Source organism: Arthrobacter globiformis, assembly GCF_003261175.1.
Classification (GTDB): domain Bacteria; phylum Actinomycetota; class Actinomycetes; order Actinomycetales; family Micrococcaceae; genus Arthrobacter; species Arthrobacter globiformis_A.
In genome coordinates this window covers 232,453-251,348 of the sequence record NZ_QLNP01000105.1, presented here as the reverse complement: position 1 = coordinate 251,348, position 18,896 = coordinate 232,453, and the positions used below count along the sequence as shown (strand labels likewise).

Genomic DNA, 18,896 nt, shown 5'->3' with positions numbered 1-18,896 from the left:
CCGGCGAGGGCCCGCGGCGAAGCGAAGCGAGACGTGGGAGCCGGTGGGTGGGCCCACGCCGGCGAGGGCCCCGCGGCGAAGCGAAGCGAGACGTGGGAGCCGGTGGGGACTAGAGTGATTTTTGTGAGTAACTCCGCCGGCTGGGAGCAGCCCCGCACGTCCCTGTTCACCGACCATTACGAGCTGACCATGCTGCAGGGGGCCCTCCATTCCGGCGCCGCGCACCGGAAGGCCGTGTTCGAGGCGTTCGCGCGCCGGCTCCCGGACGGGCGCCGCTACGGAATTGTAGGCGGGACGGGCAGGCTGCTCGAAGGCATCATGGCGTTCCGGTTCGGCGACGCGGAGCTCGAATTCCTGGCTCGCACCGGCGTGGTTAACAAGGAGACGCTCGACTACCTGGCCGACTTCCGCTTCACCGGCGACATCTGGGGATACGCCGAGGGCGAGGCCTACTTCCCCAACTCCCCCATCCTGATCGTCGAATCAACGTTCGCCGAGGCGTGCATCCTGGAGACGTACGTCCTGTCCGTCCTCAACCACGACAGCGCCATCGCCTCGGCGGCCTCGCGCATGGTGATGGCGGCCGGCCAGCGGCCCTGCATCGAAATGGGGTCCCGGCGGACCCAGGAGGAATCAGCCACCGCTGCCGCCCGTGCCGCCGTCATCGCCGGGTTCGACAGCACCTCAAACCTCGAGGCCGGGCTCCGGTACGGACTCAAGACGGTGGGCACCGCTGCCCACTCCTTCACGCTGCTCCACGACACCGAGCGGGACGCCTTTGAGGCGCAGATCGCCTCCCTGGGGGCCGGCACCTCGCTGCTGGTGGACACGTACGACGTCGAGACCGCCGTTCGTACGGCCGTTGACATCGCCGGGGACAAGTTGGGCGCCGTGCGGCTGGACTCCGGCGACCTGGTGGAGCAGGCGCAGTGGGTCCGGCAGCTGCTGGACGAGCTCGGCAACGAGCGCACCCGCATCACTGTGACCTCGGACCTGGACGAATACGCGATTGCGGCCCTGCAGTCCGCCCCTGTCGACTCCTACGGGGTGGGCACGTCCCTCGTGACCGGCTCCGGTGCACCCACCGCCAGCATGGTCTATAAGCTGGTCAGCCGCACCAACGACGCCGGGGAGTTCGTATCGGTGGCCAAGGCCGCCAAGAACAAGACGAGCAAGGGCGGGCGGAAGTATGCTCTCCGCCGGCTCAACGACAACGGTACGGCAACCCAGGAGCTCATCGGTGTGGGCCACCGGCCGGCGGACGACGGCAATGACCGTGCGCTGCTGCAGCAGTTCATCAAGAACGGCGAGCTCCTGCCGGGCTGGACCGGCCACGAAGGCGTCCTGCGCGCCCGGCAGCGCCACGCCGATTCCATGGCCGAACTGCCCTCGGTAGTCCACCGCCTGCACCGCGGCGAGCCGGCTATTCCGACGCTCTATGAGGACAACTGATGGGAACTGAGGAGAACTGATGGCACGGGCACTCATCATCGTCGACGTCCAGAACGATTTCTGCGAGGGCGGCGCGCTGCCGGTGGAGGGCGGGGCCTCCGTGGCCGGGGCCATCAGCGAGTACGTCGAGAACCACCACGGCCAGTTCGACCACATCGTGGCCACGCAGGACTGGCACATCGATCCGGGCGCCCATTTCTCGGAAGCCCCGGACTTCAAGGACACCTGGCCACCGCACTGCGTGGCCGGGAGCCAGGGAGCCGAGCTGCACCCGGAACTCGACACCGAACACATCCAGGCCTACTTCCACAAGGGCCTGTATACCGCTGCCTACTCCGGGTTCGAAGGCCTGCTGGCACCGGAGGACGCCGTCCCCACCGGCGAGCGGCAGCCCGGTTCCCTGCCCGGAGCCGCCGACCCCGGCTACGCCCCCGAGGAAGACGCGATCGGCCTCGACGACTGGCTCCAGAGCCACGACGTGGAGGACGTCGTGGTGGTGGGCCTCGCCACCGACCACTGCGTCATGGCAACGTCACTGGATGCCGTCCAGGCCGGCTACGCCGTCACCGTGATTAAGCGGCTGACGGCGGGCATCGCCGATGACCTCGACGACACCTACGCCGAAATGGAGCTGGGCGGCGTGGACCTCGAGTAGGTTTTGCGGCTGGCTCCTTCAGGCGCCGCTATGTCCGGCCGATGAACCAGTCCTGGAGCTTCTTCAGCCTGGACTGGAGCTGCTCCTCATTCGCCTGTGCCACCGGAGGGCCGCCGCAGACGGTCCGCAGCTTCGTGTGCACCACGCCATGCGGTGTGCCCGTCCGTGCGGACCAGGCCGCCACGTTCTTCGCCAACTCATTGCGCAGGTCCATCAGCATGCGGTGGTCGGGTACCGCGGGGGCGGCGGGCGCTGCCGCGGGGCCCTGGCGTTTCTTGCGGCCCTGCTGCTCGTGCTGGCGCTGGCGCAGCAGCATGCCCACCTGCTCTGCGTCCAGCAGGCCCGGGATGCCGAGGAAGTCCAGTTCATCCTCGGACCCGATGTCGCCTCCGGTGCCGAACTCGCCGCCGTCAAACAGCACGCGGTCGAACGACGCCTGCGAGTCCAGCGCCTCAAACTTGCCCTTGGTCAGGCTGTCCGACGCCTTCTCCTCGCGGTTCGCCTCGTCCATCAGCGACTCTTCGAGGTCCATGAGGCCGTCCCCGTCATCGTTCTGCGGCCGGTCCAGGGCATGGTCACGTTCGGCCTCCATGCTGTTGGCCAGCGCCATCAGCGGGGGAACGGACGGCAGGAAGACCGAGGCCGTCTCGCCCCGTTTCCGGGAACGCACGAAGCGACCCACTGCCTGGGCGAAGAACAAGGGGGTGGAGGTCGACGTGGCGTAGACGCCCACCGAAAGGCGCGGCACGTCCACGCCTTCGGACACCATTCGCACGGCAACCATCCAGCGCTGGTTGCCCGCGCTGAACTCCTCAATCTTGTTTGAAGCCTTCGCATCATCGGACAGGATCACGGTCGGCGACTCGCCCGTGATCTTCTTGAGCTGGCCGGCGTACGCCCGGGCGTCCTCGTGGTCAGTGGCGATCACCAGGCCGCCGGCGTCCGGAACGGACCGACGGACCTCGCTGAGCCGCTTGTCCGCTCCCGCCAGAACGGCGGGAATCCATTCGCCCGCAGGGTTCAGGGCGGTCCGCCAGGCCTGCGACGTGATGTCCTTCGTGACCGCGGCCTCGCCGAGGGAGGCGGCCATCTCGTCACCGGCGCTGGTGCGCCAGCGCATCTGCCCGGAATAGGCCATGAAGATGACCGGGCGCACCACGTGGTCACGCAGCGCATTGCCGTAGCCGTAGGTGTAGTCCGACTTGGAGCGCCGGATGCCCTCACGGTCCTCGGTGTACTCCACGAACGGAATGGGCGAGGTGTCCGACCGGAACGGCGTACCGGTCAGGGACAGCCGCCGGGCAGCGGGATCGAAGGCCTCCCGGAGACCGTCACCCCAGGACAGTGCCTCGCCGCCGTGGTGGATTTCATCAAGGATCACCAGGGTGCGGGCGGCTTCAGTCTTGGCCCGGTGCAGCATGGGCTTGCTGGCCACCTGCGCATAGGTCACGGCCACGCCGATGAACCCGCGGCCGTGCTGGCCGTCGGAATTCTTGAAGTTGGGGTCGATCGCAATGCCGACGCGCGCCGCAGCGTCAGCCCACTGCCGCTTCAGGTGGTCCGTGGGCGCCACGATGGTCACGCGGTTCACCGTGCCGGCCTCGATGAGCATGGAGGCCACCCTGAGCGCAAAGGTGGTTTTGCCGGCGCCGGGGGTGGCCACTGCCATAAAGTCGCGGGGAGCTTTGCTGAAGTAAAGGTCCAGCGCTTCCTGTTGCCAGGCACGGAGCTTCTGGGCGGTTCCCCAGGCTGCACGTTCCGGATAAGCCGGAGGCAGGGTGGGTCCGCCGAAGAGTGTCTCCGTCACTACTTGTTGTTGCCTGAGTCTCCGCCGGACCCCTTGCCGCCGTCGTTGCCCGGGCGGAGGCCGTCATAGACCTCTTTGCACTCGGGGCAGACCGGGAACTTCTGCGGATCCCGTCCAGGCGTCCAGACCTTGCCACACAGCGCGATGACCGGTTCGCCCGTCAAAGCGGACTCCATGATCTTTTCCTTGCGCACGTAGTGCGAGAAGCGCTCACGGTCGCCGGGCTCCACTTCCTGGCGCAGTTCCTCGCGCTCAATGGTTGCGGTGGACGATCCGGCTCCGGAAAGCTCACGCATGGGGTCGTTGTCGAGAGGATCCGTCATGCTACTCATGGCATCCATCTTAGCCGTTCCGGACGGGCGGCCGCGGGAGGACCCGGGCGCAGGTTCCTATCAGAGCCCCTGCCACGCCGGTTTGTGGTCGAAGGTGTGCCGATAGTAGTCGGCGAGCTTCAGTGACGACGCGGCGGCCTCGTCCACCACGATGGAGGCATGGGGGTGCAACTGCAGGACAGAGGCAGGACAAATGGCGGCAAGGGGCCCCTCCACAAGGTCGTGGACGGCCTGCGCTTTCTGCGCTCCGGTGGCAAGCAGGATCGCGTGCCGCGACTCGAGAATGGTGCCCAGCCCCTGGGTCACCACGTGGTGCGGAACCTCTTCAAGGCTGTTGAAGAAGCGGGCGTTGTCGCGCCGGGTCTGCTCGATGAGCGACTTGATCCGGGTGCGGGATGCCAGCGACGACCCCGGCTCGTTGAAGCCGATGTGCCCGTCGGTGCCCAAACCCAGAAGTTGCAGGTCGATGCCGCCGCGCTCCCTAATCCGGTCCTCGTAGGCCCGGCAGGCTGCCGGGATGTCGGCAGCGCTTCCGTCCGGTCCGAGGACGTTCGCGGGGTCGATGTTGACCCGGTTCGCGAAGTCGCGGCGGATCACCTCCCGGTAGGACTCGGGGTGTGCGGGTTCCAGCCCGACATACTCATCCAGGGTGAACCCGGAGGCACGACTGAAGTCCAGGCCGGCCTGTTCGTGCCGCCGGGCAAGTTCGTCGTAGACCGGCAGCGGCGATGATCCTGTGGCAAGCCCCAGCACCGCGTCGGGCTTGCTCCGCAGCAGGCTTTCCACCGCGTCCGCCACGAGGGAGGCGATCTGCTTGCCGCCCGGAAGTATGACGACTTCCATTTCCGGCCTTTCTCTCAGCTGTCCTGCTAGTCAACCACGGCGGGTAGCTACTTTTCAGCGGTTGACCGTGACCTGGGCCAGGAGCTCGGGGCCGCGGGCATCGAGCCAGCGCCCGCCGACCCGGACCCCCACAATGAACAGGGCAGCGCCGAGGACGGGGCCGACCGCCAGGTTGATCCAGCCGAACAGCAGGTCACCGGTGAGCACCTGCGCCAGGACCAGGCCGGCCTCCGGGAGGACCAGCACCAGGAGAACACCCATTCCGCCAAATTGGACGGCAAGGGTCTGCCCCACGTTGCCCGGCGGCTTCTTGAACGGGCTGTCGCCGGGAAGGGGCACGGCAATCGTGTAGCGGGCGGACACCACGGACGACAGGCCCAGCCCGGTCAGCAGCACTCCCACGGATATTCCTAGAATCGAGGGTCCCCACGCCCAGTCCCCCGTAATGAAGAACGGCACAATGGCGAGGACCAGCACCGTTGGCAGCGCGAACGCCAGGCACGCCAGCGCGCGCCCCAGCCGGTCATGGACACCCCGCACGCCGGCGGCCAGGTGCAGGGCAAAGGCGGTGTTGTCGTAGGACACATCCCCAGAGATGGACCACGCCAGGAGGAAGGCGGTAAGCGGCCCGGTGATCATCAGGACGCCGTAGTCGTTGGTCTGGCTGCCCTGGAAGGCCAGGACGACCGGCAGCAGGGGGATGACCACCAGCGAGCCTGAGTACCGGGGATCACGGAACCAGTAGGTCAGCGCCCGAGCCGTGATGGCACCGGCCGGCGTGCCGGGCAGGAGCGCGAAGAGCCCCAGGCGCCCGCCCTTCCGGCGGCTGCTCCCGGCATAGGGCGGCGTAACCAGCGCGCGTTCGAGCAGCAGCTTCCAGCACCAGGAAAGCCCGGCAAGCGTGGCCACGGCGATGAGCAGCTTGAGTCCCGCCGCGCCCGCCTGGCCCCTTTCGAGGTCGCCGCCCAGAGACCAGGCGGCCCCCAGCGGCGTCCAGGAAATCCTGTCGGCCAGCCCGGACAGGAAGACCCCTGAACCCGCCGTCCCCTGGAAGATGCCGGCGGTGATGGGGCCGAGGAGGACCAGGGGAACCAAGAAGGCAATCCCGCTGACGTCCTTGAAACGCCGGGAGGAAGCCAGGCTTGCCGTGGCTGTCGTGACGACGCGGGAGAACACCACACAGGTGAGCACGCCCAAAAGGGCTCCGGTCAGCGCACCCACGGCTGGCAGCACACTGCGTGACCAGGTGACCACGGTGCCCAGGGCGACGAGCAATGTGGCCAGCCCCGGGAGTCCGATGAGGCCGCCGAGCGCGAGGCCGGCCAGCAGCTGCGGCATGGGCACGGCCGACGTCGTGAACCGGGCCGGGTCAAGCGTCATGTCCACGGCCGAGGCAACGACGGGCACAATCCCCCAGCCCAGCAGGGCGACCGATCCGCCGAGCACCACCACGGTCTGGGCCAGGCCCGGATCCTCCTGCCGGAGGAGGACCAGCAGCACCAGGCACATGCCCACGATGCCCAGCGCATACAGCCCGCCGAAGGCCAGCCCCACAAGCTGCCACGGGCTGCGCCGCAGGCCGTTCCGCAACAGCGTGAGCTTCAGCCTCAGAAGGTGCGCAACCATTCGAGCCCCTCCGTCTGGCTCCTGCCGCCCACAAGCTGCACAAACCTCTCTTCCAGGCTCGCGCCGGCCCGCACCTGGTCCACCGTTCCGGCGGCCAGGATCCGGCCGCCGGCAATCACGGCGACGTGGTCGCACATCCGCTGCACGAGGTCCATCACGTGGCTGGACACGATCACGGTACCGCCCGTCGCCACGTACCTCTCCAGGATGTCCCTGATGTTGGCGGCGGAGACGGGATCCACGGATTCGAAGGGCTCATCCAGCACGAGGACCTTCGGAGCATGGATCAGCGCGGAGGCCAGCGCGATCTTCTTAGTCATGCCGGCCGAGTAGTCCACCACGAGGGTGCCCGCGTCCTGGCCGAGGTCCAAGGCTGCGAGCAGTTCCCCCACCCGGGCAGCCACCACGGCCCTGTCCATGCCCCGGAGCAGCCCGGCGTAGGTGACCAGCTGCTCACCGCTGAGCCGGTCAAAGAGCCGCACTCCGTCGGGCAGGATGCCCATCAGCTTCTTGGCTTCCAGCGGCTGTGCCCAGACGTCCACGCCGTGGACCACCGCCGTTCCGAAGTCCGGGCGGAGCAGGCCCGTGGCCATGGACAGGGTGGTGGTCTTGCCGGCACCGTTGGGCCCGACAATGCCGAAGAACGAACCGGCGGGAACGTCGAGGCTGATGCCGTCCACCGCGATCTTGGTGCCGAAGCGCTTGGCAAGCCCCCTGATCGAGAGGGCTGTTAAGGGAGTGCTCATGCACTTACCCTAGTCTTGGCCTGTCGCCGGGGGGATCCTCCGGAAGGAGTAAAAACCTGCTGACGCGGTACGCCTAAAAGCGGTCAGAACGTGCGGCGCGGCACGGCCCGTTCGTACTGCGGCGCCCAGCGCAGGTCGTGGCCGAGTTCAAAGGCGGCCCGCAGCCACCAGTGCGGATCCCGCAGGGCCGCCCGGGCGATAAAGACGCCGTCGGCCTGACCGGTGGCCACCACATGTTCGGCCTGTCCCGGGGACGTCAGCAGCCCGACAGTGCCGGTGGCGACTCCTGTTTCGCGGCGGATCCGGGCTGCGAACTCCGTCTGGTAGCCCGGCCCGGGCTGGATCTGCTGGTGCGCCACGGCCCCGCCGCTGGACACGTCCACCAGGTCCACTCCCCGCTGCGCGGCCTGCGCGGCCAGGCTGACCGAGTCCTCCACGCTGATTCCGCCCTCCGCCCAGTCGGTTGCCGAGATGCGAAGCAGCAGCGGCATGGACTCCGGGATGACGTTGCGGACAGCGTCGATGACGGCCAGGGTCAGCCGGTCACGTCCCTCCGCATCGCCTCCCCAAGCGTCAGTGCGGTCGTTGATCAGCGGGCTCTGGAACTGGTGCAGGAGGTAGCCATGGGCGCCGTGCAACTCGATGGTGTCGAAGCCGATGTCGACGGCGCGGGTCGCTGCGGCGGCAAAATCCGCGGTGACGCGCTTGATGTCATCCTCGGTCATGGCGGCGGGTGTCGCGTAGCCGTCGAAAGGCTGGGGGCCCGGACCGACTGTCTCCCAGCCGCCGTCGGACGCGGGGACGGAGCCGCTCCGGCCGGAAAACGGCCAGTAGGTGGACGCCTTCCGTCCCGCATGGGCGAGCTGGGCACCGATCTTGGCGTCGGCGACGCCGTGGCGGTGCACGAAGCGGACGATCCGCTCCCAGCCCTCCGCCTGCTCGTCGTTGTACAGCCCCGCGTCCCGCGGGCTGATACGCCCTTCGGCGTTGACAGCCGCAGCCTCGGTCAGGATGAGGGCCGCTCCCCCGGCGGCGAACGACCCGAGGTGCATGAGGTGCCAGTCGTTGGGCACTCCGGGGGCCTCGTCAGGTTCGCAGCTGTACTGGCACATCGGCGAGACCCAGCCGCGGTGCTGCAGTTCCAGGGAGCGCAGCGTCAGCGGCTGGAACAGCGCGGGCACCGCCACTAAAACAGCACCCGTGCCAGGGCCTGGCGGGCCTTGCCCACGCGTTCATCCGTGGTTCCGACAACTTCGAACAGCTCGAGCAGGCGCACGCGGGCGGACTCGCGTTCCGGGCCGAAGTTCCTGCCAATAAACGCGACCACGCGGTTCAGGGCATCCTCCACGTGGCCGCCGGCGAGATCAAGGTCAGCGATGCCCAACTGGGCCGTGAGGTTGTCCGGTTCGTCCGCGGCAAGCTGGCGCAGCGCCTCGCCCTCGGGTCCGGAAAGGCTCTGCAGGCGTTCCATGAGTTCCACCTGCGCCAGGCCGGCCTTGGCCTCGGCGTCCGCCGGCATCTCGGTGAGCGCCTGCCGGTAGGCAGCGGCCGCAGCAGCGTAGTCACCCTCTTCGATGGCGTCGAAGGCCTTCTGGTGGAGCGGCGGCAGAGGGGCAGGGCCGGGTTCCTCGGCTGTACCAGCGCCACCTCCGACGTTGCCGGTCACCCCGTTGGCGGCGGCAACTGTGAGGAGTTCGTCGAGCAGCGGGCGGATCTGCTGCTCGTCGGCGCCACCCTGGAAGAGCGGAACCGGCTGGCCCTTGAGCACGGCGACGGCGGTGGGAACGGCCTGCACCTGGAACGCCTGGGCCAGCTGCGGGAATGCTTCGATGTCCGCAGCGGCGAGGACCAGCCGGCCGCCGTAGCTCTGGATGATCCGGTCAAGCGCATCCAGCACACCGGTGGATTCGGGCGAATAGGCGGCCCACAGGGCAAAGACCACGGGCACTTGGGCTGACAGCTCCACGAGGCTCTGGAAGTTCGCCTCGGTGACGTCCACCCGGAGGGCGGGTCCCCCGTCGGCCTGCTGGGAATCAGCGGCACCGGCGTTGCCCGGAGGCGCCGGCGGCGCCGGGCGCTGCTTGAGGGAGGAGAGGTCGACGGCGCCGCGAAGGTTAAGCTGGCTCGCGGCCGAAGGGACAGGGCGGGAAGCTGGCGAACTCATAGCTCCCACTCTAGCCACAAGAGCGGCCGCGGTAAGCACCGCGGCCGCTCCAGTGACGGCAGGTTTAGGGAAGCCGTTCCCTACTTGAAGCTGGCGCCAACCAGTCCGCGCGTGGCAGCGACGAGCTTCATCGGATCCTTGGAGGCGGCCGGCGGCACATAGACGGCCACGGATTCGGCGAATTTCAGCACCATACCGGTGGTGGTCTCCTTGCCGCCGGCGAGGACAGCCGCATCGTTGCCGATGGACAGCTTGTCGCCTTCCGCCTTGGGGGTGCCGTCGAAGTTGAAGTTCAGTCGGCCAAGGACCAGGGCCCCGCCGTCCTCCGTCCGGAACACGACGGTGCTCTCCGGAACAACCTTGTGCGTGAACGCGAACTTGCCGTCGACGCCGTCCTTCACGATGTCAGCCTGGTAGGACAGCGTGTCCGCGATGTACGGGGAGGATTCCCCTTCAACCAGCTTGCTCTTGAACGTGGAGTTGGGCTTGGTCAGCCGGTCGGCCAGGCCGGCGAGCGCTTCCTGCCCGCTGTAGAGCAGGCCGGACTTGTCGTCCGCGGCAAGCGATTCGGTGCCGCCGCGCACGATCGCGGGGAAGGTGGTGCCGGGCTGCAGCGGGGAGGTGCCCACGAGCTTGTAGTTTTCCCGCGGCGAGTTCTGCACGAGCGTAAGCAGCTGCGGCACAACGTTGCCTTCGCCCTGCGTGACGGCCATGACGGAGCGCGGCCATTCGCGCTTGTCCGTGACCACGGTCGTCAGGAGCTTCGTGGAACGCACAGGCATGCGCGCGTCATAGGAGGCCACACGCGACCTGATCTTGTAGTTCTGGGTGCGGACCTCAAGTTCCGTTCCGGCAACACGGGCGGCAAGCTTCTTGGCGTCCTTGGCGGCATCGCCCGCGTCGGTGGCGCTGGCCACCTGCTCCAGGATGCGGCGGAACTGGGCGTCCAGGACCACCGGCGTGCCGCTCGCCGCAGGAGCCGCAGACGCGCTGTTCGTCGGGGCTGCGGACGTGCTGGCCTGCGCGGCAGCTGCGCCGCCGGCGAGGACTGCTGCGGTGGTGGCCGCGACCACCACGCTGAGCCGTGCGGAGGAGGACCGTTCACCGGCCTTGGCGGCCGCCTTGGCGCGGGCGCGCCGGGCAAACAGGCTGCCCTGCTTGTCGCCGGCCTTGCCGGCGGCCCCGTTGTCGGAGGACCCGCCGTCGCGGGGCGCCCCGCCCTTGGGCTTGAGGACCAGCAGTGCGCCGCCCGCGATAATCAGGAGGCCGCCGAGGACCATGAGCGGCACGGCCCACGGCATGGAGGTGTCATTGGGGAACGTCATGGAAACGGACGACGGCGCGGGCTTCTTTCCGTCTGCTGCGAGCAGCAGGGACCAATCACCGTCGGCCGGGGCGGACCACGTGTAGTCCAGCTCGCCGCTGGCGTTCTCGGTGCTGACCCAAAGGTCGGAGCCGGCAGGCGACGGCGCGCTGGCTTCGCCGTCGGTGTGCTTTACCTGCAGCGATTTCTTGTCGTCGGAGAGCCCGGTGACGGTGTTGTGGGCGGTCTTGCCCACCCAGGCGTCGACGTCATCCGGGCGTCCGGCCGCGAGCAGGAAGCTGCCCTCACCCTTGACCTTGATGGTGACCGTTCCGCCCTCGAGGGTGCGGAGCTTCTGGTCGATAACGGTCAGGGGCGCGGCTTCGCCGGCGGAAGCCGTGGCCGTGACCGTCTCGGCGGGGGCCCAGAAGGTCTTCTGCCCGATGCCGGCCAGCAGTGTCAGGAGGCCGAGCAGCACAAGTGCAACTGCAGTCTTGAAACGCAAAGGAATACCTATCATCAGCGGGGGTTTACCTTCAATAGTAACCGTTTTGTTACCAATAGGCCGGATCGGGGCGGCAGAGCACCGGCTGCCGGCCTAGCGAAACGCCGCCCGCCCGGCTATTCACAAGGCTGCTGATAGTGTTTGCGATGATCATCACATCCGGCCCGCAGCCGCGGCGCCACCCACGGTAAAGGCATTAAAAAGCAGTGACTGAACACACGGATCCGTCCATGCGCGGCCCCGAAGATCTGCCCGACGCCGACTCCCCCCAGAGCCTGCCGGCATCACAGGACACTGCTGCACACCATGCCGCAGACCGCGGCACTGCGCCCCAGCCCGCCCCGCACCACAAGCCCGTAAAGACGAAGGGGCGGCCCGCAGCCCTCGGTGCCCTGCTGAGGCGCCTGCGCCAGCCGATCCCCGGCGCCCAGCCGAGGCTCCGCTTTGAATTCCCGCCGGAGCATCCAGACAACCTCGAGACAGAAGACGCCGGTGAACCCGGGGACACCGAGCGTTTCGGGTCCCCGGGGCCCCGCATCTCGACCCAGCACCCGCTGTACCTGGGGTTCATGGGCACCGTGGGCGTCGGCCTGGCCCTACTGGTCTACTGGATCGGCTCCCACACCACCCAGCTCCTGCTCTGGATCGTGGCTGCCCTGTTCATCGCCCTCGGCCTGGACCCGGTGGTGCGCTGGCTGGAGGGCCGGAAGATTCCCCGGCCCGCCGGCATCCTCGTGTCGGTGTCCGTGCTGATGCTCGCCGTCGTCGGCTTCTTTGCCACCCTCATCCCCACGATCGTGGAGCAGGTCACCGAGCTTGTGAAGCAGGCTCCGGTATGGGTGCGCGACTTCATCAACTCGGACTTCTTCCGGACGGTGGACAACCAGTTCGGCGTGCGCGACCGCATCACCGAGGAACTGGACAAATTCGTCAAGAACCCGGAGGCCATGAGCGGCATCTTCGGCGGCGTCGTCGGCTTCGGTTCGACGGTGGCCAACGGCCTCTTCGGCACCCTGATCGTGCTGGTGCTCAGCCTTTACTTCCTCGCAGCCCTGCCCGCGATGAAGAAATGGGGCTACCGGCTGGCACCGCGGTCCCGGCGCGGACGGGTCGAGGCGCTGTCCGAGGAGATCAGCCGCTCGGTGGGCAACTACGTCATCGGCCAGGCCGTGGTCGCCCTCCTGAATGCCACCTTTGCCTTCATCGTCATGTCCATCATCGGCGTGCCGTTCGCCGTGCTGCTGACGTTCGTCGTGGCGCTGCTGGCCTTCATCCCCCTGGTGGGCGGGCTGATCGCCGGCGTGGTGGTCATCCTGATCACGCTCACGCTGGGCTGGCAGTCGGCCCTGGCCTACGCCATCTGCTACTTCGCCTACCTGCAGTTCGAGGCGTACTTCATCTCGCCGCGCATCATGCAGAAAGCCGTCGCGGTCCCCGGCGCCGTCGCCGTCATCTCGGTGATCGCGGGAGGCAGCCTGCTCGGCGTCCTGGGGGCACTCATTGCCATCCCGACGGCGGCCGCCACCCTGCTGCTCATCAAGGAGATCTACATCGTGCGCCAGGACAAGCACTAACGCAGGCATGCACTAGGCGCAGCAAGCATTAGACGCCGGCGGCAGCCACCGGCCCTTCCCATTCCTGCGGCAGGCCCTCGGCTCCCGGGCCGTTGCGCGTAACGTCGTCCACGATCTCGTTCAGCACCCGCGCGGCCTGCTTCTCCCCCACCCAGAGGTGCTTGGCGCCGTCGACCCCCACCACCCTTGCCTGCGGCACAAGGCCAAACCGGGCCTCTGCGGCGGCGGGCCGGAGGTAGTCGTCGTGCTCGGGCACCAGGACGGTCAGCGGCTTGCCGGCGGCCGCCCAGAGCAACAGGTGCTCGTCGGTGGCGCGGTGCAGCGGCGGGGACAGCAGCACGGCGCCCTCCACCTGCGAGGCCACCGGTTCCACGGCGCCGTACATGAGGGCGAGTTCCGTGCCGAAGGACCAGCCCACGAGCCAGCGGTTGGGTAGCCCCCGCTCGACGGCGAAGCGAACCGCCGCCTCCACGTCGTACCGCTCGCCGATGCCCTCTTCAAACGTTCCGTCGCTGGTTCCGCGCGGCGAGGACGTTCCCCGGGTATTGAAGCGCAGTACAGCCACCCCGGCCAGCGCCGGCAGCCGGTAGGAGGCCTTGCGGTACACGTGGGAATCCATGAAGCCGCCGTGCGTGGGCAGCGGGTGGAGGGTGATCAGCGTGGCAGTGACCGGGCCCGATTCGGGCAGCGCCAGTTCGCCCACGAGCGTGTGGCCGTCTTCGGTGCGGATTTCGATGTTTTCGCGCCGGGCGGGAAGCACCGTGGAGGCGCGGATCGCGGTGGCTGCTGATGGCTGGCTGAAAACGTACGACGACGGGTCAAAAGTCATGCGCACCAGCTTATCTTCCGGCCGGGTTGCCCCCGGCACAGGTCACCGGGCGTTACCGGTACCGGAAGTTGCGGGACGTCCAGCAGTTGGTGTGCCAGTGGCGCCGTTCGGCCAGCCCCGCGGCAGCGCCGAACAGGTGGTCGTCCGCCCAGACCACAAGGTGGGCGATCCCGGGCAGCACTCCGGTGGAGCAGCCCGGGCAGATGTACGTCTTCTCGGCGTTGCGGGCTGTCATGGTGCGCACCATCCAGTCGCCGTCCGGCGCACTTTCCCTCCGGGCGATTCCCGCGCGGGCCCGCTCCAGGTCAAGTTCCGGGGCGGGACCTGCGCCGTGCTTTCCACCGCCCGGGGCGTTTCCGGCCGCACCGCGCCCGGCTTTGGGGCGGCGGGGACGGTTGGAGCGGGGCATGCCTCCATTCTGCCTTAGCCCGTACCCCTGCCCTGCACTGGATGACATCGCGCTACTGCACGCCAGGGTCTCGCCTCTGCCTAGCAGGCACCGCAGCAGGCACCGCAGGGAAGGCACTGCAGGGAAGGCACTGCAGGGAAGGCTCTGCAGAGAAGGTAGGGTGTAGGGCGTGCGTCTCGTCATAGCCCGTTGCTCCGTTGATTATGTTGGCCGGCTCAAAGCCCATCTCCCCCTCGCCACCCGGCTCCTGCTGGTGAAAGCCGACGGTTCGGTCCTGGTGCACTCCGACGGCGGCTCCTACAAGCCGCTGAACTGGATGAGCCCACCCGCCGTTCTCCGCGTCACCTCCCCGGAGGACACCGACGTCGAAGTCGGCGTCGTCGAGCAGTGGACCGTGCAGTCGGCCAAGACGGACGACCGGCTCATCATCAACATCCATGAGCAGCTCCACGACAGCTCCCACGAACTGGGACAGGACCCCGGCCTGATCAAGGACGGCGTCGAGGCCGACCTCCAGCGGCTCCTGGCCGATCAGATCGAAACCCTCGGGGAAGGGTTCTCCCTGATCCGGCGGGAGTACTATACCGCCATCGGGCCAGTCGACATCCTTGCCCGGGATGCCGGCGGCGCCACGGTGGCCATTGAGCTCAAGCGCCGCGGGGACATCGACGGCGTGGAGCAGCTGACGCGGTACCTCGAACTGCTCAACCGGGATCCCCTGCTGGCACCGGTGCGCGGCATCTTCGCAGCCCAGCAAATCAAGCCGCAAGCCAGGGTGCTCGCCACGGACCGCGGCATTGACTGCGTGACCCTGGATTACGACGCGATGCGGGGCGTTGACGACGTCGAGTCCCGGCTTTTCTGACCTGTTTTTCCTGACTGGCGGAGCTGCAGCCAATGGTGATCAGGCGTTTACTCCGGATTTGCCCAAAATTTGGCGTAATTCGCGTTTTGACCGTTGACCAGACGGTTTGCCCATGAAATTCTTATACCAGTCTTTGTGTAGGTGTTTTTCATGCTCGCAAGACATGTTGCGAGCGCGAAGCTCCTGCAACGCAATTCCGGTCATCGGGGGTGCAGGCCAGGATTCTTCTCGCGGAGTAACCAAGACCAGTACGAGGTGTGCTGGCCTTAAAAAGTTCCATACTGAGGAGAAATAAATGGCACAGGGAACCGTCAAGTGGTTCAACGCTGAAAAGGGCTTCGGCTTCATCACCCCGGACGACTCCGATGGCGATGTCTTCGTTCACTACTCCGAGATCCAGACCGGTGGCTTCAAGACCCTCGACGAGAACCAGCGCGTTCAGTTCGAAATCGGCCAGGGCGCCAAGGGCCCCCAGGCCACGGGCGTAACCGTCGTCTAATTTGTCGCAAAAATAAATGATCCTCGGCATTCGTGCCGGGGATCATTTTTGTGTCACTAATATTTTCAGACTTTGAAACATTCATGGCGGCGGATTGATCTGCCCTGCCGCCAGGCCGGTGCCGGCAACCCTCAGCGCCAGGTCCCCACGCCGATGACCGGCCCGGCTTCAAGCCACGAGGACAACCCTGTGTAGGCGTCGAACTTCATGGCCAGGAAGACATCCTCCCCCTCGTACCGAAGCTCCACAATCACCACATCGGGCTGCACCTTGACCAGCTCCGCCTCTGTGGGCTGGCGCCGGCCCAGCAGCTCAAGGGAACTCCGTTTGAAGCGGTGGCGGGGCCGGACGCTCAGCGACAGCAGTTTGAACCACTCAAGCTCATTGTCCTGATAACGACAAACCCCCATCCGCCAGCTCTTTCCAGCCGTACGAATGGAGGCGTCCACCGTGCCCAGGGCGCGCCGCAGGTTGAAGCGGCGCACCCCAAACAGGCACAGCGTAAAAATCAGCACCGCAAACACGGTTGCTATGGCGATGAACGGAAAGGAAGTAACGTCCATCAGGGTTGTGCTATCGGATCCCCGCAGTGGCCGCGTCACCCAGTTGGGCGTTGTCAGCAACAATTACCACCCGGTCGTTGTCGACGGAGAAGAACCCGCCGTCAACATCCACGGCAATGCGGTCGCCGGAAACCGGCTCGATTGCCAACTGGCCCTCAGCCAAAATCGCCAGCACGGGCGAGTGGCCGGGCAGGATTCCGATTTCACCATCGCTGGTGCGGGCCTTGACCATCTTGGCCGCCCCGGACCACACGAAGTGGTCCGCTGCGACAATCTCAACCTCAAGCTCAGCCATATTACTTGGTCTGTTCCTGAATCTTGGCCCACTGGCGCTCAACGTCATCCAGACCGCCGACGTTGAAGAACGCCTGCTCTGCAATGTGGTCGAGCTCGCCGTCGCAGATCGCAGAGAAGCCTTCAACGGTGTCCTTGATGGAAACCGTGGAGCCCTCAACGCCGGTGAACTGCTTGGCGGTGTAGGTGTTCTGCGACAGGAACTGCTGGATACGGCGCGCACGCGACACGACGATCTTGTCCTCTTCGGACAGTTCGTCAACACCGAGGATGGCGATGATGTCCTGGAGTTCCTTGTTCTTCTGCAGGATCTGCTTCACACGGACAGCCGTGTTGTAGTGGTCCTTGCCGATGTACTGCGGGTCCAGGATTCGGGACGTCGAAGTCAGCGGGTCCACTGCGGGGTACAGACCACGGGAGGCAATTTCACGGGAAAGTTCCGTGGTGGCGTCCAGGTGTGCGAACGTCGTGGCCGGTGCCGGGTCGGTGTAGTCATCTGCGGGGACGTAGATGGCCTGCATCGAGGTGATGGAGTGGCCCTTGGTGGACGTGATGCGCTCCTGGAGGAGGCCCATCTCGTCGGCGAGGTTGGGCTGGTAACCCACGGCGGAAGGCATGCGGCCCAGCAGCGTGGAAACCTCGGAACCGGCCTGCGTGAAGCGGAAGATGTTGTCGATGAAGAGCAGCACGTCCTGGTTCTGGACATCGCGGAAGTACTCCGCCATGGTCAGGGCGGACAGGGCCACGCGCAGGCGCGTTCCCGGCGGCTCGTCCATCTGGCCGAACACAAGGGCGGTGTCCTTGAGGACGCCTGCCTCTTCCATTTCAACCCAAAGGTCGTTACCTTCACGGGTACGCTCACCGACACCGGCGAACACGGAAGTACCACCGAAGTTGCGGGCAACACGGGTGATCATTTCCTGGATCAGAACGGTCTTGCCCACGCCAGCGCCGCCGAACAGGCCGATCTTTCCACCCTTGATGTACGGGGTGAGGAGGTCGATGACCTTAATGCCCGTTTCGAGCATTTCGGTGGAACCCTCGAGGGACGCGAAGGACGGGGCCTTGCGGTGGATCGGCCAGTAGTCCGAAGCCTGGATCTCGGACTCGTCGACGTCCAGCGGCTTGCCGAGGACATTGAAGATGTGGCCCTTGACGCCGTCGCCAACAGGCACGGTGATCGGGGAACCGCTGTCGACTACGGACGTGCCGCGGACCAGGCCGTCGGTTGCCTGCAGGGAGATAGCGCGGACCAGGTTGTCACCCAGGTGCTGGGAGGTCTCGAACGTGATGGTCTTGGTCTCACCGTTGAGAGTGATCTCGGTGGTGAGTGCGTTGTAAATCGAGGGGATTGCGTCAGCCGGGAATTCGACGTCGACAACCGGGCCAATAACACGTGCGATACGGCCGGTGGCACCGGCCGTTGCTGCTACGTGTTCGGTAGCGGTGGCAGTCATCTCTCTCACTTCACTCGTAGATGGCGTGGGGTTAAGTTTATCTTTTGTTGCAGGGGTCCGGGACCGGTCCGGCTACGACGCAAGTGCGTCGGCGCCGGCCACGATTTCGGAAAGCTCCTGCGTAATCTCTGCCTGGCGGGCGGTGTTGCGCAGACGCGTGTACTTCTTGATGAGGTCCGTGGCGTTGTCGCCGGCGGATTTCATCGCCCGCTGGCGTGCAGCAAGCTCAGAGGCCGCTGCCTGCAGCATGGCCGCGAAAATGCGGGATTCGATGTAGCGCGGCAGCAGGGCGTTGAGCACCTGTTCCGGCTCCGGTTCGAACTCGTAAAGCGGCAGCAGTTCCGATTCGGAGGCCGCCTGCTCTTCCACAACTTCGAGGGGAAGAAGTCGGATGACGGTGGGCTCCTGCGTCACCATGGACTTGAAGCGGGTGTACACAACGTGGATCTCGTCCACGCCGCCCTCTTCGAAGTCAGTGGCGAAGTCTTCGAGCAGGGCCGCGCCGATTTCCTGCGCCGTGGCGAACTCAGGGGCATCGGTGTTGCCGGTCCAAACGCGCCCATATGGACGGTTCCGGAACTCGAAGTAAGCCTGCGCCTTGCGGCCCAGCAGGAACGTCTTGACTTCCTTGCCTTCGGCACGGAGCAATTCATTCAGGCCTTCGGCCTGCTTGAGCACGCTAGCGGAATACGAACCTGCAAGGCCGCGGTCTGAGGTGATGACCAGGACGGCGGCCCGGCGGATGTTCTCCGGCTCGGTAGTCAGGGGGTGGTCGATTTCGCTCTGGCTTGCGACAGCAGAAACAGAGCGCGTGATCGCGTTCGCGTAAGGCAGTGAAGCTGCCACCCGGGCACGGGCCTTGCCAATGCGCGAGGTAGCGATCAGTTCCATCGCCTTGAAGATCTTGCGCATCGACGTCGTCGAGCTGATCTTCTGACGGTAGACCCGGATCTGGGCTCCCATACTTATCCTT

19 protein-coding genes are annotated in these 18,896 nt (G+C 66.5%); 5 read left to right on the top strand and 14 right to left on the bottom strand.

Annotated elements, in window-relative coordinates; all coding sequences use genetic code 11:
* Positions 1–123: 123 nt before the first annotated feature.
* On the top strand, positions 124–1,452 hold the full coding sequence (locus tag DBZ45_RS21925) for a nicotinate phosphoribosyltransferase (RefSeq protein WP_111906025.1): 1,329 nt from the start codon (positions 124–126) through the stop codon (positions 1,450–1,452).
* A 19-nt stretch (positions 1,453–1,471) separates the two neighbouring features.
* Positions 1,472–2,107 carry an isochorismatase family protein gene (locus tag DBZ45_RS21920; RefSeq protein WP_111905908.1) on the top strand — a complete coding sequence of 212 codons (636 nt, stop codon included), beginning with the start codon at positions 1,472–1,474 and terminating at the stop codon, positions 2,105–2,107.
* Between the two features lie 28 nt (positions 2,108–2,135).
* On the opposite strand, the gene DBZ45_RS21915 is transcribed toward DBZ45_RS21920, so the two are convergent.
* The 8 genes from DBZ45_RS21915 to DBZ45_RS21880 form a co-directional block, all read right to left on the bottom strand.
* On the bottom strand, positions 2,136–3,914 hold the full coding sequence (locus tag DBZ45_RS21915; protein ID WP_111905907.1) for a DEAD/DEAH box helicase: 1,779 nt from the start codon (positions 3,912–3,914) through the stop codon (positions 2,136–2,138).
* On the bottom strand, positions 3,914–4,255 hold the full coding sequence (locus DBZ45_RS21910; protein ID WP_102972082.1) for a DUF3039 domain-containing protein: 342 nt from the start codon (positions 4,253–4,255) through the stop codon (positions 3,914–3,916). The genes DBZ45_RS21915 and DBZ45_RS21910 overlap by 1 nt, the downstream gene beginning before the upstream one ends.
* Positions 4,256–4,306: 51 nt before the next feature.
* On the bottom strand, positions 4,307–5,089 hold the full coding sequence (gene nagB, locus DBZ45_RS21905) for a glucosamine-6-phosphate deaminase (protein ID WP_111905906.1): 783 nt from the start codon (positions 5,087–5,089) through the stop codon (positions 4,307–4,309).
* Positions 5,090–5,143: 54 nt separating this feature from the next.
* The gene (locus DBZ45_RS21900) at positions 5,144–6,715 is read right to left on the bottom strand and encodes a transporter (RefSeq protein WP_111905905.1); all 1,572 of its coding nucleotides are present in this window, start codon (positions 6,713–6,715) and stop codon (positions 5,144–5,146) included.
* Positions 6,697–7,461, bottom strand: coding sequence for an ABC transporter ATP-binding protein (locus tag DBZ45_RS21895; RefSeq protein ID WP_111905904.1), 765 nt, complete (start codon positions 7,459–7,461; stop codon positions 6,697–6,699). Before DBZ45_RS21895 ends, DBZ45_RS21900 begins: the two co-directional genes overlap by 19 nt.
* A gap of 83 nt (positions 7,462–7,544) precedes the next feature.
* On the bottom strand, positions 7,545–8,642 hold the full coding sequence (locus DBZ45_RS21890) for an NADH:flavin oxidoreductase/NADH oxidase (RefSeq protein WP_111906024.1): 1,098 nt from the start codon (positions 8,640–8,642) through the stop codon (positions 7,545–7,547).
* Positions 8,643–8,647: 5 nt separating this feature from the next.
* A complete protein-coding gene (locus DBZ45_RS21885; RefSeq protein ID WP_111905903.1) occupies positions 8,648–9,625 on the bottom strand; it encodes a tetratricopeptide repeat protein in 978 nt (325 codons plus the stop codon).
* 80 nt (positions 9,626–9,705) lie between these two features.
* Complete coding sequence (locus DBZ45_RS21880; RefSeq protein ID WP_111905902.1) at positions 9,706–11,448, bottom strand: hypothetical protein; 1,743 nt, start codon at positions 11,446–11,448, stop codon at positions 9,706–9,708.
* A gap of 191 nt (positions 11,449–11,639) precedes the next feature.
* Here DBZ45_RS21880 and DBZ45_RS21875 point away from each other — a divergent pair, with 191 nt between their 5' ends.
* Complete coding sequence (locus DBZ45_RS21875) at positions 11,640–13,007, top strand: AI-2E family transporter (RefSeq protein WP_111905901.1); 1,368 nt, start codon at positions 11,640–11,642, stop codon at positions 13,005–13,007.
* 28 nt (positions 13,008–13,035) lie between these two features.
* On the opposite strand, the gene DBZ45_RS21870 is transcribed toward DBZ45_RS21875, so the two are convergent.
* Complete coding sequence (locus DBZ45_RS21870; RefSeq protein ID WP_111905900.1) at positions 13,036–13,836, bottom strand: alpha/beta hydrolase; 801 nt, start codon at positions 13,834–13,836, stop codon at positions 13,036–13,038.
* Between the two features lie 52 nt (positions 13,837–13,888).
* Positions 13,889–14,245, bottom strand: coding sequence for an ATP/GTP-binding protein (locus tag DBZ45_RS21865; RefSeq protein WP_111905899.1), 357 nt, complete (start codon positions 14,243–14,245; stop codon positions 13,889–13,891).
* A gap of 169 nt (positions 14,246–14,414) precedes the next feature.
* Here DBZ45_RS21865 and nucS point away from each other — a divergent pair, with 169 nt between their 5' ends.
* The gene (gene nucS, locus DBZ45_RS21860) at positions 14,415–15,110 is read left to right on the top strand and encodes an endonuclease NucS (protein WP_111905898.1); all 696 of its coding nucleotides are present in this window, start codon (positions 14,415–14,417) and stop codon (positions 15,108–15,110) included.
* A gap of 295 nt (positions 15,111–15,405) precedes the next feature.
* Positions 15,406–15,609: a cold-shock protein gene (locus DBZ45_RS21855; RefSeq protein WP_003804766.1), complete on the top strand. Its 204-nt coding sequence runs from the start codon at positions 15,406–15,408 to the stop codon at positions 15,607–15,609.
* A gap of 131 nt (positions 15,610–15,740) precedes the next feature.
* On the opposite strand, the gene DBZ45_RS21850 is transcribed toward DBZ45_RS21855, so the two are convergent.
* The 4 genes from DBZ45_RS21850 to DBZ45_RS21835 all read right to left on the bottom strand — a co-directional run bounded on the left by DBZ45_RS21850 (position 15,741) and on the right by DBZ45_RS21835 (position 18,886).
* Positions 15,741–16,172 carry a DUF2550 domain-containing protein gene (locus DBZ45_RS21850; RefSeq protein ID WP_076801988.1) on the bottom strand — a complete coding sequence of 144 codons (432 nt, stop codon included), beginning with the start codon at positions 16,170–16,172 and terminating at the stop codon, positions 15,741–15,743.
* Between the two features lie 10 nt (positions 16,173–16,182).
* Positions 16,183–16,467, bottom strand: a complete 285-nt coding sequence (locus DBZ45_RS21845) for a F0F1 ATP synthase subunit epsilon (protein ID WP_111905897.1) — start codon at positions 16,465–16,467, stop codon at positions 16,183–16,185.
* Position 16,468: 1 nt separating this feature from the next.
* Positions 16,469–17,923 carry a F0F1 ATP synthase subunit beta gene (gene atpD, locus DBZ45_RS21840; RefSeq protein WP_111905896.1) on the bottom strand — a complete coding sequence of 485 codons (1,455 nt, stop codon included), beginning with the start codon at positions 17,921–17,923 and terminating at the stop codon, positions 16,469–16,471.
* 72 nt (positions 17,924–17,995) lie between these two features.
* Positions 17,996–18,886 carry a F0F1 ATP synthase subunit gamma gene (locus DBZ45_RS21835; RefSeq protein ID WP_111905895.1) on the bottom strand — a complete coding sequence of 297 codons (891 nt, stop codon included), beginning with the start codon at positions 18,884–18,886 and terminating at the stop codon, positions 17,996–17,998.
* Positions 18,887–18,896: the final 10 nt, after the last annotated feature.

Bases quoted from the DNA above. Each gene is read 5' to 3' on its own strand.
- DBZ45_RS21895 (WP_111905904.1), bottom strand. From the start codon at position 7,461: ATGAGCACTCCCTTAACAGCCCTCTCGATCAGGGGGCTTGCCAAGCGC.
- DBZ45_RS21885 (WP_111905903.1), bottom strand. From the start codon at position 9,625: ATGAGTTCGCCAGCTTCCCGCCCTGTCCCTTCGGCCGCGAGCCAGCTT.
- atpD (WP_111905896.1), bottom strand. From the start codon at position 17,923: ATGACTGCCACCGCTACCGAACACGTAGCAGCAACGGCCGGTGCCACC.
- DBZ45_RS21835 (WP_111905895.1), bottom strand. From the start codon at position 18,886: ATGGGAGCCCAGATCCGGGTCTACCGTCAGAAGATCAGCTCGACGACG.
- DBZ45_RS21880 (WP_111905902.1), bottom strand. From the start codon at position 11,448: ATGATAGGTATTCCTTTGCGTTTCAAGACTGCAGTTGCACTTGTGCTG.
- DBZ45_RS21920 (WP_111905908.1), top strand. From the start codon at position 1,472: ATGGCACGGGCACTCATCATCGTCGACGTCCAGAACGATTTCTGCGAG.
- DBZ45_RS21900 (WP_111905905.1), bottom strand. From the start codon at position 6,715: ATGGTTGCGCACCTTCTGAGGCTGAAGCTCACGCTGTTGCGGAACGGC.
- nagB (WP_111905906.1), bottom strand. From the start codon at position 5,089: ATGGAAGTCGTCATACTTCCGGGCGGCAAGCAGATCGCCTCCCTCGTG.
- DBZ45_RS21855 (WP_003804766.1), top strand. From the start codon at position 15,406: ATGGCACAGGGAACCGTCAAGTGGTTCAACGCTGAAAAGGGCTTCGGC.
- DBZ45_RS21850 (WP_076801988.1), bottom strand. From the start codon at position 16,172: ATGGACGTTACTTCCTTTCCGTTCATCGCCATAGCAACCGTGTTTGCG.
- DBZ45_RS21910 (WP_102972082.1), bottom strand. From the start codon at position 4,255: ATGGATGCCATGAGTAGCATGACGGATCCTCTCGACAACGACCCCATG.
- DBZ45_RS21865 (WP_111905899.1), bottom strand. From the start codon at position 14,245: ATGCCCCGCTCCAACCGTCCCCGCCGCCCCAAAGCCGGGCGCGGTGCG.
- DBZ45_RS21845 (WP_111905897.1), bottom strand. From the start codon at position 16,467: ATGGCTGAGCTTGAGGTTGAGATTGTCGCAGCGGACCACTTCGTGTGG.
- DBZ45_RS21870 (WP_111905900.1), bottom strand. From the start codon at position 13,836: ATGACTTTTGACCCGTCGTCGTACGTTTTCAGCCAGCCATCAGCAGCC.